Annotated in this window: 17 protein-coding genes; 8 read left to right on the top strand and 9 right to left on the bottom strand. The window is 65.5% G+C overall.

The features are described 5' to 3' along the window. Positions 1-14: 14 nt before the first annotated feature. Positions 15-527 (bottom strand): MarR family transcriptional regulator, encoded by a 513-nt coding sequence (locus ACSYG9_RS09040; protein ID WP_440126843.1) that lies wholly within the window; start codon positions 525-527, stop codon positions 15-17. A gap of 70 nt (positions 528-597) precedes the next feature. Here ACSYG9_RS09040 and ACSYG9_RS09035 point away from each other — a divergent pair, with 70 nt between their 5' ends. Beyond that, positions 598-2,103 carry an FUSC family protein gene (locus ACSYG9_RS09035; RefSeq protein ID WP_440126842.1) on the top strand — a complete coding sequence of 502 codons (1,506 nt, stop codon included), beginning with the start codon at positions 598-600 and terminating at the stop codon, positions 2,101-2,103. On the opposite strand, the gene ACSYG9_RS09030 is transcribed toward ACSYG9_RS09035, so the two are convergent. After that, positions 2,042-2,443, bottom strand: a complete 402-nt coding sequence (locus ACSYG9_RS09030) for an Lsr2 dimerization domain-containing protein (protein WP_169689463.1) — start codon at positions 2,441-2,443, stop codon at positions 2,042-2,044. The two genes, ACSYG9_RS09035 and ACSYG9_RS09030, sit on opposite strands and share 62 nt — an antisense overlap. Positions 2,444-2,478: 35 nt before the next feature. Then, entirely contained in the window at positions 2,479-3,558 is a 1,080-nt protein-coding gene (locus tag ACSYG9_RS09025; protein ID WP_440126841.1) for a nucleoside hydrolase, read from the bottom strand. 75 nt (positions 3,559-3,633) lie between these two features. On the opposite strand from ACSYG9_RS09025, the gene ACSYG9_RS09020 reads away from it, so the two are divergent. Together ACSYG9_RS09020 and ACSYG9_RS09015 are read left to right on the top strand one after the other, a co-directional pair. Further along, on the top strand, positions 3,634-4,443 hold the full coding sequence (locus ACSYG9_RS09020; protein ID WP_440126840.1) for an acyl-CoA thioesterase domain-containing protein: 810 nt from the start codon (positions 3,634-3,636) through the stop codon (positions 4,441-4,443). Positions 4,444-4,473: 30 nt separating this feature from the next. Then, on the top strand, positions 4,474-5,124 hold the full coding sequence (locus ACSYG9_RS09015; protein WP_454842164.1) for a cyclase family protein: 651 nt from the start codon (positions 4,474-4,476) through the stop codon (positions 5,122-5,124). Between the two features lie 22 nt (positions 5,125-5,146). Here the strand turns inward: ACSYG9_RS09015 and ACSYG9_RS09010 are convergent, their stop codons facing one another. Next, entirely contained in the window at positions 5,147-5,839 is a 693-nt protein-coding gene (locus tag ACSYG9_RS09010) for an ArsR/SmtB family transcription factor (RefSeq protein ID WP_454842162.1), read from the bottom strand. 207 nt (positions 5,840-6,046) lie between these two features. Here ACSYG9_RS09010 and ACSYG9_RS09005 point away from each other — a divergent pair, with 207 nt between their 5' ends. Then, complete coding sequence (locus ACSYG9_RS09005; RefSeq protein WP_454842160.1) at positions 6,047-6,487, top strand: thioesterase family protein; 441 nt, start codon at positions 6,047-6,049, stop codon at positions 6,485-6,487. 50 nt (positions 6,488-6,537) lie between these two features. Here ACSYG9_RS09005 and ACSYG9_RS09000 read toward each other — a convergent pair whose 3' ends face one another. Beyond that, positions 6,538-7,296, bottom strand: a complete 759-nt coding sequence (locus ACSYG9_RS09000; RefSeq protein ID WP_454842159.1) for a M50 family metallopeptidase — start codon at positions 7,294-7,296, stop codon at positions 6,538-6,540. 58 nt (positions 7,297-7,354) lie between these two features. On the opposite strand from ACSYG9_RS09000, the gene ACSYG9_RS08995 reads away from it, so the two are divergent. Together ACSYG9_RS08995 and ACSYG9_RS08990 are read left to right on the top strand one after the other, a co-directional pair. Beyond that, positions 7,355-8,053, top strand: coding sequence for an AzlC family ABC transporter permease (locus tag ACSYG9_RS08995; protein WP_454842158.1), 699 nt, complete (start codon positions 7,355-7,357; stop codon positions 8,051-8,053). Next, positions 8,046-8,375, top strand: coding sequence for a branched-chain amino acid transporter permease (locus tag ACSYG9_RS08990; RefSeq protein ID WP_169689468.1), 330 nt, complete (start codon positions 8,046-8,048; stop codon positions 8,373-8,375). Before ACSYG9_RS08995 ends, ACSYG9_RS08990 begins: the two co-directional genes overlap by 8 nt. On the opposite strand, the gene ACSYG9_RS08985 is transcribed toward ACSYG9_RS08990, so the two are convergent. Both ACSYG9_RS08985 and ACSYG9_RS08980 read right to left on the bottom strand, forming a co-directional pair. Beyond that, complete coding sequence (locus tag ACSYG9_RS08985) at positions 8,345-9,583, bottom strand: glycosyltransferase 87 family protein (protein WP_454842156.1); 1,239 nt, start codon at positions 9,581-9,583, stop codon at positions 8,345-8,347. The two genes, ACSYG9_RS08990 and ACSYG9_RS08985, sit on opposite strands and share 31 nt — an antisense overlap. Before the next feature lie 264 nt (positions 9,584-9,847). Then, on the bottom strand, positions 9,848-11,131 hold the full coding sequence (locus ACSYG9_RS08980; protein WP_454842155.1) for a GAF domain-containing protein: 1,284 nt from the start codon (positions 11,129-11,131) through the stop codon (positions 9,848-9,850). Positions 11,132-11,279: 148 nt separating this feature from the next. Here ACSYG9_RS08980 and ACSYG9_RS08975 point away from each other — a divergent pair, with 148 nt between their 5' ends. Beyond that, positions 11,280-13,100: an NAD(P)-binding domain-containing protein gene (locus ACSYG9_RS08975; protein ID WP_454842153.1), complete on the top strand. Its 1,821-nt coding sequence runs from the start codon at positions 11,280-11,282 to the stop codon at positions 13,098-13,100. A 339-nt stretch (positions 13,101-13,439) separates the two neighbouring features. Further along, the gene (locus ACSYG9_RS08970) at positions 13,440-14,627 is read left to right on the top strand and encodes an AAA family ATPase (protein WP_440126833.1); all 1,188 of its coding nucleotides are present in this window, start codon (positions 13,440-13,442) and stop codon (positions 14,625-14,627) included. Here ACSYG9_RS08970 and ACSYG9_RS08965 read toward each other — a convergent pair. Together ACSYG9_RS08965 and ACSYG9_RS08960 are read right to left on the bottom strand one after the other, a co-directional pair. Next, positions 14,581-15,165: a sigma-70 family RNA polymerase sigma factor gene (locus tag ACSYG9_RS08965; protein WP_440126832.1), complete on the bottom strand. Its 585-nt coding sequence runs from the start codon at positions 15,163-15,165 to the stop codon at positions 14,581-14,583. The genes ACSYG9_RS08970 and ACSYG9_RS08965 overlap by 47 nt on opposite strands. An 80-nt stretch (positions 15,166-15,245) precedes the next feature. After that, complete coding sequence (locus tag ACSYG9_RS08960; protein WP_440126831.1) at positions 15,246-15,923, bottom strand: nitroreductase family protein; 678 nt, start codon at positions 15,921-15,923, stop codon at positions 15,246-15,248. Between the last annotated feature and the right edge of the window lie 215 nt (positions 15,924-16,138).

Below are 16,138 nucleotides of genomic sequence, written 5' to 3'. Positions count from 1 at the left end.
TTCTCGGACGCACGTCAGCGCAGCGTCTGCTCCTCGACGTTGCGCGCGATGCGCTGCAGCAGTCCGGTGAGCACGTCGAGCTCGTCGTCGCTGAGTCCGTCGAGCATCTGCTTCTCGCTTGCGACGCGGCGCGGAAGTTCCCGCTCGACGACCTCGCGCCCCGCATCGGTCAGCGAGAGCAGGACCACGCGTCCGTCGCGTTCGAGACGCTGACGTTCGATCAGGCCGATCTTCACGAGTCGTTCGGTGTGCTTGGTGGTGGAGGCCCCCGAGATGCCGGTGACGGAGGTGACCTCGCTGGCACGTAGTGGGTGTTCACTGCGTGCGAGTGCGCTGAGTACCTCGAACTCGGTGCGTCCGACGCCGCTCGGCTCGAGTTCTTTCTCGAGCTGCGCCAGCGCGAGCGAGCCGATTCTGGTGATCCGGCCGATCACGTCGATTGCGCGGAGATCGAGTTCGGGATAGCGGGCCGCCCACGCGTGACGTATGCGTTCGACGTAGTCGGGCGGGGTGGGGTGCGTGGGCATGTGTGCATTCTAACGTCCGAGGAGTAACAATTTCATAGATATTTTACCTGTGAAGTATTACCCTGGACTCATGTTTCCCGCGCGCCGACTCTCCGACCACGACCGCCTCCGTGATTCGGGTGGCGCTCTGGCGCATTCGGTGTCGGCCACCGCGTGGCGGGAAGCTCTCGAGGTGCGCAGGGCCGATCCCACGATCGCTGTGGCTGTTCGTGTCGGCGTGGCCACCTTGATCGCGCTGGTCGGGGGTGGCCTGCTCGGCCATCCGGAAGTTGCGGGATTCGCCGCGTTGGGTGCGCTCTCTTCGGCTTTTCTTCGCTACGAACCGTTTCCGAGGCTCGCCACGAAACTTGCGTGCGTTGCCGTCGGACTCATCGCTTTCACCGCATTCGGTGCCACGCTCGGCGCCACAGGGCTGCCGATGTGGTTGCAGATTCTGCTTCTGTCGGGAGCCGCAGGAGTATCGTTCTGGCTGCTCACGGCGTTCCGACTCACGGGCCCCGGCCCCGTGATCCTCATCTTCGCCGCGGCCGGTGCGGCCGGTTTCGCCCACAGTGCTGCGGACGTGGGCCTCGCAACCGCTGCAGCCGCCATCGGTTCGGTGGTCGGCTGGACCATCGCGATGCTCCCCGCGCTTTCGCACCCGCAGAGTCCGGCGCGAGTCGCAGTTGCCCGTGCGCTGGCTTCTGTTTCTGCGCTCGAAAGTGTCGCGGTGGAATCCGACGGCGCGGCAGAAGTTGCGACGGCCCGCCGGAACATCGCCGCTGCCCGTGAGGTGATCGCCCTTGGTGACGACCGCCGGATGCGAACTCACAGTCGCGAGCTGCTCGCACTGCTCGACGCTGCCGAGAACGTGCTCGACAGTGGATCCCACGACACGATGCGTGCGCGGCGCGACGACTTTCGCCGGTTCGAGACGGAATTGCGCAAGGTGCGGCGCGAGATCGACATTCCCCGAATCGATGCGAAGGGGGTCGCGGTCGGCGGTGCCGGAGTCACCGGGCGCTTCTGGGGTTTTGTCGGCGACGGTGCTCGGCGCCTACGCGATGGCGAGATCCTGGTGGGTGTCGCAAGGGTTGCGATCGCGTCTCTGCTTGCGGGATGGTTTGCCGCGGCCGTCGGTATGGACCATCCACTCTGGGCGACGATGGGCGCGATGGCCGCATTACAGGGCGTGAACTACCGCCATACCGTGCAGCGTGCGATCCAACGACTGATCGGTAATGCGCTCGGAGCAATGCTCGCTGCGGTGTTGCTCGTGCTGGATCCGGGCTACTGGCCGCTGGTCGTCGTCATCGTGGTGCTCCAGACGGCCACCGAAATGTTCGTCACGCGAAATTACGCGCTCGCGTCCGTGTTCGTCACCGCGATGGCGTTGATGCTGACCGGTCTGGGCACCGATCTCGGTCCGGATGTCGCACTCAGTCGCGTCGGCGACACCTTGATCGGCGTGGTGGTCGGGGTGGTCGTCGCCGCGCTGACCCTCCAGCGCGGCGACCGTGCTCACCTGACCGAGGTCACGCGTGAGCTGCCTCGAAACTCTCGAGAATGTGCGACGGAATGCGTCCGCGTGAGCTGACATCGAAGCCCTGGCCCCGTGCCCAATGACGCACCGCAGCCAGCTGCTCGGGTGAGCGACCGGGAATCACCTTGCGATCACGTGGCTTTCGCTTCCGTGCCGGAGTGGGGGCCGCCACCTGGGCTGTGGGAGGGATGCTGGGTAGCTTCGGTGTCCGATTTCGCTTCGACTCGCTGAGCCACGGCTGCAGAACGGCCCAGAACTTGTCCGCGTTGGAGGGACGAAGATCGATCTCGTACTCCACGTCGTCGACCGTGATCCGGAATGATTGCGCCAGACCGTCGGTAATCGGTTCGCCGTCGATATCGTCGTAATACTCGACACGCACCTGCTGCGCCACACTGTCTCCTTGTCCCCGAACTTTCAACCAAGACGCTAGTTGTTACTGAAGGGTAGCTTCAAATTCCGGGCAAATGCACCAACCCGGGCGACGAAGTGCTCGAAGAATGCCTCGGGCCGGGTGCCGGTCACGATATCCGCGTTCGGTTCGCGCCCCCACATGCCCGCCCAGTCGGCGATCGTGGTGCCACGGGTGAGGCGCCCCTCCAGCTCGACATCCACGGTCGCGGGCTTTGCCGTGTACTGAATTGTTCCCAGCGCCACGGCTGCCGCGAACGGATCGTGTACGTGCGCGAGGAACCCGAGATTCTGGTCGCGGTGGAACTCCATGTAGAAGCGAAGGGAATCCGACAGGTGACGCACCACCATGTTCGACGCCCGAGACCGCAGCCCCCGCGGATCGTCGGGCGACAGTACTTCGGCAGGAAGGCTTTCCGCTGCCTCCGCGATCCTCGCCACATGCACGGCGTGCATCTCGATGGTTTCGGTGACGTCCAGCGGACACACGATCGGACGCTGCGAGTCGGGTAGACCGGAGAACGCATCGAACACTTCGCGCGCGGCCTCCGGGTCGACCGCCACATTCCATTCGGACGTCGGCGTCGTGTTTCCGGGATGGTTGAAACAACCGCCCATGATCACCAGTCGGCGCAGTCGTCTCGGAAGGTCCGGGTCCATCCGTATCGCCAGCGCGAGATTCGTCATCGGCCCGGTCACCAGTCCGGTCAGCTCGCCCGGGTGTGTGCGTGTGAGCTCGACCCATGCCTCGGCTGCGCTGCGTGCCGACGGCGCGCGCGATGCCGGCGGAAGCTCGGCGTACCCGACCCCCAGCGGTCCGTGGGTGTCCTCGGTAGTCATCAGCGGTGCGACGAGCGGAACCTGTGCCCCGACCGCGACCTCGATGTCGGTTCTGCCGCACATTTCAAGCACCGCAAGGGTATTCGCGGTCACCTGATCGACGGGAACATTTCCGGCCGTGCACAACACCGCGGCGATGTCGGCTTCCGGGCTCGCGAGCAGATACAGCAGCGCAAGCGCATCGTCGATGCCGGTGTCCACGTCGACGACAAGTCGGGTCGGGGTGTTCGGGAGGTCGGGGGAGCCCACAACACACATCTTGCGACATCGCCTCGGCATCGCGCACCAGGGGGTCCCGGTCTGCCGCCGATCCCCGCTTGGGAACATTCGACGATGCAGAAGAAGGCCTGGGGATACTTCACGGACGCCGAGGGCACATACCGGCCCACCAAGTACGCCGAGAGTCCGTGGTCGTCCACGATGCTCGCGGGACCGTGCGTGTGCGGGCTGATCGCCCGCGAGCTCGAGAACCGGCACGGCGACGACACGATGGTGCCCGCGCGCCTGACCGTCGACCTGTTCAAGCCGGTCCGCAACGACGAGATCCGATTCACCACCACGCGCGTGCGCGACGGTAACCGGATCCGTGTCGCCGATGCGCTGCTGATGCAGGGGGACGACATCTCCGCCCGCGCGACCGTCGTCTTCCTGCGGCCGTCGGAGCAGCCGCCGGGTGCGGTGTGGGTCCGCGAGGACCGGCCGGAGCCGCCCGCGGAAACACCCGCAGACCCGGAGACCGGATTCGTGTTCCCCACCTGGTTCGGCAGCGACGCTCATCCCGACGGATGGTCGACCACGCGATCCGAACATCAGAATGCGAGTCGCAAGCGTTTGTGGGCGCGCCAGCTACCCGTCGTCGTCGGGGAGGAGATGTCGCCATTCGTCCGCACCGCGACGGTTGGGGAGGCGACAAGCTTGGTGACCAACTGGAGCGACCGCGGTGTCGGCTTCATCAACGCCGACCTCACCATCACACTGTCACGGTTACCCGTCGGCCCGGAGGTGGGTGTCGAGGCCGACCACCACATCAGCTCCGACGGTATCTCCGTCGGCACGTCGGTGCTCTTCGATCGGCTCGGACCGTTCGGTTCCGGAACGGTGACCGCACTGGCCGATCCGCATCGGCAGGTGGACTTCGGCTGAGGACGACGATGCCGAACTAGCATGTGCGCCATGCGAGTAGTGCGGATCGTGGACCTCAGTCACCCGGTGTCACCGAGCACGCAGGTGTATCCGGGAGACCCGTCACCCGTGTTCACGCCGCACGCGACCATCGCCGGCGACGGATACAACCTGCTGCACGTCGCGATGGGATCGCAGACCGGCACTCACGTCGACGCACCGCGACACATCCGCGACGACGGAGACTCCGTCGACCAGCTCCCTGTCAGAGCGTTCGTGGGAAGGGGAGTGGTTTTCGACGTACGCGGCCGCGTCGGCCCGGGCGGGCTGATCACGCCGGACCTGTGGGGTGAGACCGATCTCCGCTCGGGCGATATCGCCGTCGTGCACACCGGCTGGTCCGACCATTTCGGTACCGATGAGTACTTCCGGCATCCGGCGCTGAGCCCGGTCGCCTGCCGGTGGTTGCTGGCCCGCGGCGCGCGCACCATCGGTATCGACGCTCCGAGTATCGATCCGACGGGTGACGAGATACTTGCCGCGCACCACGTGATCGCCGACGCGGGTGGCGTGATCTGTGAGAATCTGACGAACCTCGCGGGGATCGATTTCGACGACCCGCTGGTGAGTCTGCTGCCGATTCCGTTCGAGGGCGCCGACGGTGCGCCCGTGCGCGCGGTGGCGATGCAGCTCGAGCCCTGACGGGTCCGCTGGCTACATGGACTCACGCCGCGAGATAGCGTGCGAGTCCTTCTCGTCCGGCGTCGGTCAGGTGGAGTCGTCGAGAGTATTCGACAGGTTCGACCCAGCGTTTCGACAACAGGCCGGTCATCAACGCAGCCCCGAGTGCGCCACCGAGGTGATCTCGATCGTGGCTCCAATCCGCGCACGCGAAGGCGAGTCTGCGGCGGCCCGGGAGGGAGGTCAGTCCCAATCCAAGGGCTGCAAACGATGGTTCGGCAGCCGGACCGAGTTCGAATTCACCATCGGGCCTCGCTCTGAGTGCCCGGTCCTCCAGCAGCCCTTCGAGCAGTTGCACACCGAGTTCGCCGGCAATGTGGTCATAGCAGGATCGGGCGAACGTCAGGCCGGGATTGTCGTCGATGACCCGTCCGGGATCGTGGCCGGGTGCACCGACGGCGGCGAGCAGAGTCGCGACTGCGTTGCGAATGTGGGGATCTGCAATGCGGTAGGTGGCGGTGCGGCCGTTTCTGTCGACCTCGATGTAGTGCTTGGCCCGTAGTCGACGTAGGTGGTTGGACAGCAGAGGCTCGGGAAGGTCGAGGTGTTCGGCCAGGTCGCGCATGCGGGTCGGGCCTTCGGTGGCGAGGTGCTGGAAGATGGACACGCGCACCGGTGAGCTGAGTTCGCGCGCGAGGTCTGCCGCGCGTGCCACAGGGTCGTCGGTTGTGTCCATCCTGCATCTCCTCGCCGTTGTGCGATCGGTCGATGAACCTGAACTCAGAGTTTACGTACTGCTGAAGCGTCATTGTCCCGGTCCTTTCCCGAGGGCTGCGAGGTATGGCATCATTCATACTTCAGTGAACTATGAATGAGGAAGTCTCGGCAGCTATCGACTGGACCGCAATGCGGGACAGCGATTCGGATGCAAGGGGTTGGGCTCATGAAAGACGCGATAACCGTGGGGGACATCGAAATCTTCCGTTACGTCGTCCGCGACGACAAGATGGTCCCGAATCTCTACGCGGAGTCTGCGGACTATCGGATGATGCCGCGTGTTTTTGCCACCGGATTCATGGTCGGGCTGCTCGAATGGTGCGCGATCATCGCGCTGCGCAGAGTCCTCGACGAGGGGGAGGGAAGTTTGGGGACTCTCGTCGATATCCGGCACTCCAGCCCGACGCCGGCCGGGGTCGAACTGACCGTCACAGCGGTCTGTACGAAAGTCGAACCGCCCTACTACGAATGGGATGTCACCGCCATCGATGGTGATGGCGACATCGCTGCGTCGGGCCGTCACGGCCGCAACATCATCATCACTGAACGCTTCCAGCGGCGAGTGGATGCCAAGGCTGACCGATTGGCCCGCCGATCGATAACCTGAGTGCCCGCTCGACGAGCCCGCACGTCCTTCGTGCCGAGAAGCCTGACCGCTCAGGGCAGGTGCGTCACCACGACACGTGCCGTTCCGTACACGGCGGTCCCGGCCGTGATCAGACCGAACACGACGATCCACACACCTGCGGGGATCCGCGTCAGCCACCTCAGCTGATCGGCGTCCGAGCCCTGGCCACGTCCTCGCAGGTGAGTACGGGCGAGCTCGAACACCGGACGCGTCGCGCCGAGCAACAGGACCCAGGTGATCAGATACGCGGCTGCGTAGCGCACGACCGGATCACCGAAGTACGCCGCGGCACCCACCAGGGCGCCCGCGATAACGACGGACACGAACCCGTACAGATTGCGGATCAACAGGAGCAATAACGCCAACGCGGCGAGAATCGACCACAACACCGCCGCCGGCCGGTTCAGGGTCAGCAGTGTGGCCGCGGCGAAACCGAGCACCGCCGGACCGGTGTACCCCGCGAACGCCGTCGCGACCATGCCGGGGCCGCGCGGATTCCCCGACGACACCGTCACACCAGAGGTGTCGCTGTGCAGCCGGATGCCCGATAGCTTGCGTCCCACCAACGCCGCGATCAAGGCATGAGAACCCTCGTGCGCCTGCGTGATCACGTGGCGGGTCTTGCGCCACAGCGGCCGGACCGTCACGAGGATCAGCGCGATCGCCGCCGTGATCACCACCAGTACCGTCGACGCGGGTTCGTCGACGGTGGTGACTGCCTGCCACGCGGATCCCACCACGTCTGTGAACGAGTCTGTGTTCGTGGACGAGTCAGGGCTCGACGCCACTGGTCACCTTTCGTCGGGTACGGGTGAGGCGCGACACGTCGCCGGCCTCGATAGCCTCATGAGCATGCCTGACAGTCGTGCCACCGCTGTCCGCGCGGGTATCGCGGACTCGTGGGCCGTCGGACTCGGACTGATTCCGCTCGGCCTCGCGTTCGGGGTGGTGCTCACTCGAGGCGGCTTCGACTGGTGGTGGGCGCCGATCTTTTCGATCGTGATCTATGCCGGCTCGATGGAATTCCTGGCGATCGGTCTCGTCAGCGCGGTCACGCCATTCGCGTCGATCGCGGCGGCGACACTGCTCGTGAACTTCCGGCACGTGTTCTACGGCCTGTCCTTTCCCCTGCGCTCGATACGCAGCAGGATCGGCCGTTTCTACGCGGTGTACGCGCTGACCGACGAGGCCTATGCGATCGTGGCGCCGAAGGCGGGCCAAGAGCTGTCCGGCACCCGCGTGCTGACCGTGCAGGCGTTGTGCCAGGCCATGTGGGTGGTGTCGGGCACTGTCGGCGCACTCATCGGTGCGGTGCTGCCCGCAGGCCTCACGGGCCTCGAGTTCGCGCTCACCGCATTGTTCACGGTGCTCGCGATCGACGCGTTCCGTGTCAACCGCGACGTTCCGGCCACGGTGCTCGCGGTGGTGTGCGGGCTGGTGGCGATGTTGATCGCGAAGGAACAGATGCTTGTCGTCGGACTCGGATTGTTCGTCGCGTGTCTGCTCGCGAGGTTCGTCTATCGGAACAGGGCTGCCAGTGCCTGAATCGGTACCCGGCGCCGGATATGTGCTCGGCGCGCTGCTGGTGATGTTCGTCGTGACGGTCGCGCTGCGCGCCGCGCCGTTCGTGGCGCTGTCCGCCCTGAAGCATTCGGCCGTCGTCGACTTCCTGGGCCGGACGATGCCCGTCGGCGTCATGATCATCCTCGTCATGTACACGCTGCGGGACGTGGGTGCGACGACGTGGCTCCCCGCGACGATCGGGTTGTCCGGCACGATCGCGATGCACCTGTGGCGGCGCAACGCGGCGCTGAGCACCGTGGCAGGGACCGGCCTCTACTTGGTGGCGTCGGCCTTCTGGAGCTGAGCGTCCGCTGTCGGAATGGTGACCGGCGGGATCGGGGTCATGATCTCGCCGCGGCGGGTGCGTGCGGCGAAGACCGCGGCGACGAACACGACGACCGCGATGATGGCCTGCGAGTTGCCGAGGGTCTCGAGCACCATCTGTTCCACCCAGCCGCGCGACGACGCATCGGTGAGCAGCTTGTTGGGCCCGAACAGGAAGATCAACGTCGCGGGCACGAGTACGGGCCACCAGCGGCGGTAGCGCGGGGCGACGAGCAGCGGCACCAGGAACAGCGAATACACCCAGTGGTGGGTGACGGCGATCGGTGCGGCGAGCAGCGTCGCGAGGCCCACCAGGGCGAGAGCGGGCACAGTTTCTCCTGCGCGGAGGAAGCGGTGCGCTGCCCACGCGGTCGCGGCGACGATGATCGCGGCGCCGATGATCCACAGGATCTTGCTTGTGCCCTCGGAGAATCCGAACCGGGCGATCAAGCCGGTGAGTGCCTGGTTCCGGAAGAATTCCTGGTCGCCGGCGCGGTCGGTCGCGAAGAATTCGTCGGTCCAGAAGAACACCGAGGAGTCGGGTCGCAGCCAGTAACCGAACGCGACCGTCGCGAAGAACGCGCCGAACGCGCGTGCCACCGACGGTATGTCCTTGCGGAGCAGGAGCAGTAGACCGAATGCGGCAGGTGTCACCTTGATTGCTGCGGCCACCGCGATACCGACGCCGCGGAAGCGTGCGGGAATCACGCCGAGGACGTCGGCGACCACGAGTGCCATGAGGATGATGTTGATCTGGCCGAACGCGAAGTTCGACCGGAACGGCTCGAGCAGAAGGACCACACCGAGGGATGCGGATGCGACGAGGCTCGCGCGGGTGACGTCGAGGCGCTGGTAGACGACCTTGAGGATCCACCACACGAGGGCGATGAGACCCGCAGTCCACAGCACCTGCAGTGTCGTGCTGCCGACCATCGCCATCGGAGCGAACAGGAACGCGGCGAACGGTGGGTAGATGAATCGGAAGCCCGAGTGGCTGTAGAAGCCCTCCGTGTACAGGGGGGTGTGGTGAAGGAAGGCGTACCCGGCGTCGCGGAAGACGTCGAGATCCATGAGGTATTCGGTGAACGCGTCCTGGACATAGCCCGCCACCGCGTACGCCGTGACCAACAGTCCGATGGCGATCAGTGCGGAGTGCACGGGCCTTGCGCGGACTTCGGACAACAGCACGGGGTAGACCTCCGGGGACGACGACGTTTCGGGATCCCGTCGGGGCGACCCCGTGGTCACGTTACACAAACGTTGTACGGCGCAGCCGAGTCCGGACGGTTCTGCCACATAAGCTGTTCGGTTTATCCCTTTCAGGCGGTTCCCGAAGGCTTGATACGGAGGCGTATCCGGTATATATCGATTTATCGTATATTTGCTAGATATGGGTAGAGATTCCGATAGTGCGTACTCCACCTATGAATATCCAGGCGTATCGGCCTACCGCTAGACTGCCGAATACTTCTCCGAGATCCGGTTTCGCACGCCGAAACCGGCACAGTGCAGCACGAATGCAGATTCGCTCAGGTCTTCGGCTCCGCAGAGATCCAACGACAATTCCACCGACTCGGCCAGACGATACGGCCTGCTGTCCACGACCGAGCCCAACGCACGGCGCAACCGCGACACCTCCGCGCGTACCGCAACCGCGTGATCAGCATCGCCGAACAGCGTGTGGCTCAACTCCGTCACCGACATCCCGATTCGGCCACGCATCTGTAACAGCAGCAGGATCTCAGCGTGTCGGACCGTCACAGCGCTGCGCCACTGACGCCCCGTGCCCGTCACCTCGACGGTCGGTGACGATGACAGCCGCAACGTCATGCGGATCGTCGCCGCGGATTCGGACGGCCTGATCAACCATCCGTGCGACAACTGCTCCGGCACGCACAGTCCGAGACCGGGCACTGTCAGGGCGCGGTCGGTACGGGGAGCACCGACGCGACGGGTCGCGGCGACCCCGGACGCGTGTGCGACCCAACCGTGATCGTCGACCAGCAGAACCGGACCGCTGACCGCCGCCAGCAGGGGCGCGGCCTCGGTGCGCAGACGATCGAGTCGTTGTTCGTGCTGCCGCCACAACTGCGATTCGGCGAGGCGCACCGCGGTGTCGACCAACGCTCCGATTGCGGGATGCAGCGTCATGGCCGGCCCGCTGACGTCGACGATGCCCAGCAGATCGCCGCTGATGGGGTCGTGTATCGGCGCTGCCGTGCAGTACCAGGGGTGTTGCGACTGCTCGAAATGTTCGCCGGAGAACAACTGCACCGGCGCGGTCTCGGCCAGCGCGGTGCCGATCGCGTTGGTGCCCACCTTCTCTTCCGTCCAGACGGACCCCACGCAGAACCCCAGCGCATCGGCCCGCGACCGCACGCGTGCCGAACCGCTGCGCCACAGGATGACGCCGTCCGCGTCCGTCACGACGAGCAACATCTGTGAAGCGTCGGCAACCGGCGAGATCACCTGTTCGAGGTCGCCGATGATCGAGGCCAGCGGCGACGACCGCCGCCGCTGTTCGATCTCCTCTGGCGAATACGGAACGCGCACGTTGCTGCCCACCGGGTCGAGACCGGTGCGCAGGACTCGAGACCACGACCGGGCGACAACGCTGCGCGGCTGCATCGTCGGCTTACCGCCACCGATGACCGTGTCGTGCATCCGCATCAGGTCGCGGGCGTAGCGGGACAGATCGGTGCCGGGCGTGATCGCGCTGAACGTACTCCTGTCCATCCGCGTCACTGGCCCTCCGTGTTCCTGCTGGTCTCTGCAGCATAGGTCCCACGTTGTGTCGCGCGCCACACGCAACGTGATGCAACGCTTGCCGCGCCGCTGCATCGGCAGTGTGCTGGATCACATCAACGACCGGAAAGGATCGGCCATGACCGACATTCTCGAGCACCCCTCGGATCGCGTCACCGGCCCGCAGCAGCGGGTCGATGTGTGGCTGCGAGATTTCGAAGCGGCGCTCGCTGCACGTGACGTCGAGGCGGCTGCGGGCATGTTCGCCACCGACAGCTTCTGGCGTGATCTCGTGTCCTTCACCTGGAACCTCAAGACTGTCGAGGGACGCGACGGTGTCGCCGGGATGCTGCGCGAACGCCTTGCCGATACCGATCCCAGCGGCTTCCGCACCACCGAGACGCCGACCGAGGACGACGGCGTGGTCAGCGCCTGGATCGCTTTCGAGACCGCCGTCGGTCGCGGCGAAGGGCACCTGCGTCTGAACGACGAGGGCGCGTGGACGCTGCTCACCACGCTCCAAGAGTTGAAGGGGCACGAGGAAGGGAAGAAGGAGCGCCGCCCGCGCGGAACGAAGCACGGCGCCGACCGCCACCGCGTCACGTGGTCGGAACAGCGCGAAGCGGAGGAACGCGAGCTCGGTTACAAGACTCAGCCGTACGTCGTCATCGTCGGTGGTGGCCAGGGCGGTATCGCGCTCGGCGCGCGGATGCGTCAGCTCGGGCTACCGGCGCTCGTCCTCGACAAGTACGACCGCCCGGGCGACCAGTGGCGCGGCCGGTACAAGTCGCTGTGCCTGCACGACCCCGTCTGGTACGACCACCTTCCGTACCTGCCGTTCCCCGAGAACTGGCCGGTGTTCGCGCCGAAGGACAAGATCGGCGACTGGCTCGAAATGTACACCCGCATCATGGAAGTGCCGTACTGGTCGAAGACGTTGTGCACGTCGGCGTCGTACGACGATGCGGCCGGAGAGTGGACCGTGAACATCGAGCGCGACGGAGAACCGCTCGTGCTGCGGCCCAAGCAACTCGTGATCGCGACGGGTATGTCGGGTAAACCGAACATTCCGAGCTTCCCCGGCATGGACCGTTTCCAAGGCGACCAGCATCATTCGAGTGCGCATCCGGGACCCGACGCCTACGCGGGCAAGAAGGCGGTGGTGATCGGAGCCAACAACTCCGCACACGACATCTGCGGTGCGCTCTGGGAGGTCGGCGCCGACGTGACCATGGTGCAGCGCTCGTCGACGCACATCGTCAAATCCGATTCGCTCATGGACCTCGGACTCGGCGACCTCTACTCCGAACGTGCACTCGCCAACGGCGTGACCACGCACAAGGCCGACCTGACGTTCGCGTCGCTGCCGTACCGGATCATGCACGAGTTCCAGATCCCGGTGTATCAGAAGATTGCCGAACGCGACGCCGACTTCTACGATCGCCTGGAAAAGGCCGGATTCCTTCATGATTGGGGCGACGACGGATCGGGTCTGTTCATGAAATACCTGCGCCGCGCGTCAGGTTATTACATCGACGTCGGAGCCTCCGAACTCGTCGCGAACGGCGACATCAAGCTCGCCCACGGCAACGTGCGGGAGCTGACCGAGCACTCCGTCATCCTCGAGGACGGCACTGAACTCGAAGCCGACCTCGTCGTGTACGCGACGGGATACGGCTCGATGAACGGCTGGGTCGCCGACCTGATCGGTCAGGACGTCGCCGACAAGGTCGGAAAGTGCTGGGGCCTGGGCTCGGACACCACCAAGGACCCGGGGCCGTGGGAGGGCGAGCAGCGCAACATGTGGAAGCCCACGCAGCAGGACGGGCTGTGGTTCCACGGCGGAAATCTGCATCAGTCGCGGCACTATTCGCTCTACCTCGCCCTCCAGCTCAAGGCGCGGTACGAGGGGATCCCGACCCCCGTCTACGGCCTTCAGGAAGTTCACCACCTGAGCTGAGGCCTGGAAGTCACACAGCCGCGCGGTGCGCGGGCAGATGCCGTCGGTCGACGTCGTGTACCTGTCCGCGCACCGCGCGGTTGTCGGCGACGTGCCCTTTTCGCTGCGGCGGAGAGGCGAGCTCGGACAGTGTCGAAGTGGAACAGTTCCTGCCACGTCCAACGCACGACTTCGAGGCCCAGCGCCCTTGTGGACGGTCTCCGCCACCAAAAGGGCACGAACAGCGGATCGACGACGTGTGTCTGCTGAACGCGCGATCAAGGTACTTGTGCATTCGTATATCTAAGACACGCGCTAGAGGAACCCAGAAACCGCTGATGTCGTCGTTACCATCGACCGATGGACCCGGTCCGCAACCCGTACGCCCCCGGCGCAGGGCAGCGCCCGCCCGAACTCGCCGGCCGCGAGAAGCAGCTCACGGCCTTCGACGTGGTGCTCGAACGCATCGCGCGGGGAAGACCCGAGCGCAGCGTCGTGCTCACCGGCCTCCGCGGAGTCGGCAAAACCGTCCTGCTCAACCACCTGCGCTCGCTCGCGATCGCGAAGAGCTGGGGTACCGGCAAGATAGAAGCCCGTCCGGATCAAGGACTGCGCCGGCCTCTGTCGTCCGCGCTCCACATGGCTGTCCGCGAAATCGCCGCAGGCCATCCCGATCCGGAATCGGTCGACTACTTCCTCGGTGTCCTCAAGTCGTTCGCGCTACGCGCCACCGCCGACAAAGGCATGCGCGAACGTTGGCAGCCCGGCATCGACGCACCCGCGGTCAAAGGTCGCGCCGACTCCGGCGACATCGAGATCGACCTCGTCGAACTGCTCGTCGACGCTGCAGGCCTCGCCCGTGACGTCGGTGTCGGCATCGCCCTGTTCGTCGACGAAATGCAGGACCTCGGCCCCGACGACGTCTCCGCGATCTGCGGCGCGTGCCACGAATTGAGTCAGGATGCTGCGCCGCTCATCGTCGTCGGCGCGGGACTGCCGCATCTGCCCGCCGTGCTGTCGGCGTCCAAGTCGTACTCCGAGCGATTGTTCACCTATCACCGCATCGACCGTCTCGACCGCGAGGCGGCAGACCACGCGCTGATCGCCCCTGCGGAGCGAGAAGACGTCGAATTCACGCAGGAAGCGCTCGACGTGTTGTACGAAATGGCCGATGGTTACCCGTATTTCGTTCAGGCCTACGGAAAAGCCACGTGGGACGTCGCCGCGGCCAGCCCGATCACCCCCGACGACGTGCGAGTCGGGTCCCCCGACGCGGAGGAGGAACTTGCCGTCGGCTTCTTCGGTTCCCGCTACGAGCGTGCAACCCCCGCCGAACGCGAATACATGCGTGCAATGGCCGAGCTCTCCGGCGACGACGGCCCGGTGCCCACGTCGAAGATCGCAGTGGAACTCGGACGCAAACCGGCGTCGCTGTCGCCGGCTCGCGACGGACTCATCAAGAAGGGCCTGATCTATTCCGCCGAACGAGGATTCATCGGATTCACCGTGCCGCACTTCGGGAAGTATCTTCGTGCTCAAACAGACTGATCTGTGTGCGTAGACGCGTCAAGGCGCGGTGCTGCGCCACGCGCACAGCGCCGGGTGTGGTGCCGAGCATGAGCGCGGTGCGTTCGGTGCTGTAGCCGCGGAAGATTCGCAGAATCACGATCTGGCGTTGTTGCTCCGGAAGCATGTCGACGAAACGACGTGCAGCGGCGGCGAGTTCGCTGTCGAGTACATCCTCGTCAGGTGAGGGTTCGTGGACCTCGTGGACCGGCGCAACCGGGCGCGGTACATTGCGCCGGGCGTCGACGACTTTGTTTGCTGCGATGGCGAAAGCGAACCGCAACACCGATCCGCCCCGGTCGTCGTATCGGGGCAGCGCGCGCACCAGGGCCAGGCAGGTTTCCTGCGTGACGTCTTCGGCGGGTGTGTGTGCCCGGGTCTGCTCATCCATACGGGCGGTGCAGAACTGCAGGATGTGCGGGCGTACACAGCTCACCACGGTGCCGACGGCGTGCGGCTCGCCGGCGACGGCGCGCGGTACCCAGTGGCGGAGCAGGAGTTCGGTGTTCTTGTCGGCCACGGCGGTGGTCCTCTCGGGTGGTGTGGATGTCACACCACCTTCCGTCGCGGCGTGGCCGAGCAATACCGACCCTCGGGTGGTTATTCGTCCACCCACTCGACGGTGGCGTCGAGCGATGCCCGATCGGTGCGGCACGTGTTGGCCGGATGAGCGTCGTCTGCGTACCCGAAGGCGATCGCGCAGACGACGTCGCGGTCGTCGCCGATGTTCAGTTCGCGCCGCAACGCCGTCCCGGCCATGGGTACGGCGGCCTGCGGGACGGCAGCGATGCCGAGGGACTCCGCGGCGAGCAGCAGCGTGGAGACATAGCCACCGCAGTCGACCGCACCGTACACACCGAGGGCCTTGTCGGTGGTGATGATCGCGACGTGCGGTGCGCCGAAGAACCGGTAGTTCTCGAGCATCTGCTCGGTGCGGCGCGCGTAGTCGTCGCGGGCGATGCCGAGCGCGTTGTACAGCGCGTATCCCGCTCCGCGGCGGCGTTCGGCGTACTCGCCCCGGTACTCGACCGGTCCCGGGATATCGGGGTCGAGTTCGCCGGACGAGGCTTGCGCGTAGAGCGCCTCACGAAGGCGTTCGATGGCGTCTCCGCTGACGAGATGCACGCGCCACGGCTGGGAGTTGCACCACGACGCGGTGCGCTGTCCCATCTGCAGCATGCGTTCGATGTCCTCGCGCGGTACCTGTTTGTCGAGGAAGCCGCGGCAGCTGTAGCGGGAGTCGAGGAGGGTCGACAACATCTCTGCGTTGCTGGTCATGTCGACCACGATGGCACAAGACAGGACTTAGCGCTCGTTCAGGGTCGATGATCCGGCGTGCGAACCAGGATGGTCGACGTCCTCGGCTTGCGCCTCGATCCACCACCGGTTGCATGCGAAGAATCGAGGAATATACGCATATCTAGCGCACAGCCGAGATATTGGAATATTCCCATGGGGACGTGCGTTCTGTCGCCGAGAGCCACGCTGTGTGA

The sequence above is a fragment of the Rhodococcus sp. SJ-2 genome (assembly GCF_053750035.1).
The sequence above is the reverse complement of the archived record's forward strand: the minus strand, read 5'-3'. Positions and strand labels throughout refer to the sequence as shown.

Coding starts and splice junctions, on each gene's coding strand:
- ACSYG9_RS08980 (WP_454842155.1), bottom strand. CDS start 11,131: ATGGACAGGAGTACGTTCAGCGCGATCACGCCCGGCACCGATCTGTCC.
- ACSYG9_RS08975 (WP_454842153.1), top strand. CDS start 11,280: ATGACCGACATTCTCGAGCACCCCTCGGATCGCGTCACCGGCCCGCAG.
- ACSYG9_RS08995 (WP_454842158.1), top strand. CDS start 7,355: ATGAGCATGCCTGACAGTCGTGCCACCGCTGTCCGCGCGGGTATCGCG.
- ACSYG9_RS08960 (WP_440126831.1), bottom strand. CDS start 15,923: ATGACCAGCAACGCAGAGATGTTGTCGACCCTCCTCGACTCCCGCTAC.
- ACSYG9_RS09020 (WP_440126840.1), top strand. CDS start 3,634: ATGCAGAAGAAGGCCTGGGGATACTTCACGGACGCCGAGGGCACATAC.
- ACSYG9_RS09035 (WP_440126842.1), top strand. CDS start 598: ATGTTTCCCGCGCGCCGACTCTCCGACCACGACCGCCTCCGTGATTCG.
- ACSYG9_RS09005 (WP_454842160.1), top strand. CDS start 6,047: ATGAAAGACGCGATAACCGTGGGGGACATCGAAATCTTCCGTTACGTC.
- ACSYG9_RS08970 (WP_440126833.1), top strand. CDS start 13,440: ATGGACCCGGTCCGCAACCCGTACGCCCCCGGCGCAGGGCAGCGCCCG.
- ACSYG9_RS09025 (WP_440126841.1), bottom strand. CDS start 3,558: ATGTGTGTTGTGGGCTCCCCCGACCTCCCGAACACCCCGACCCGACTT.
- ACSYG9_RS09010 (WP_454842162.1), bottom strand. CDS start 5,839: ATGGACACAACCGACGACCCTGTGGCACGCGCGGCAGACCTCGCGCGC.
- ACSYG9_RS09040 (WP_440126843.1), bottom strand. CDS start 527: ATGCCCACGCACCCCACCCCGCCCGACTACGTCGAACGCATACGTCAC.
- ACSYG9_RS09015 (WP_454842164.1), top strand. CDS start 4,474: ATGCGAGTAGTGCGGATCGTGGACCTCAGTCACCCGGTGTCACCGAGC.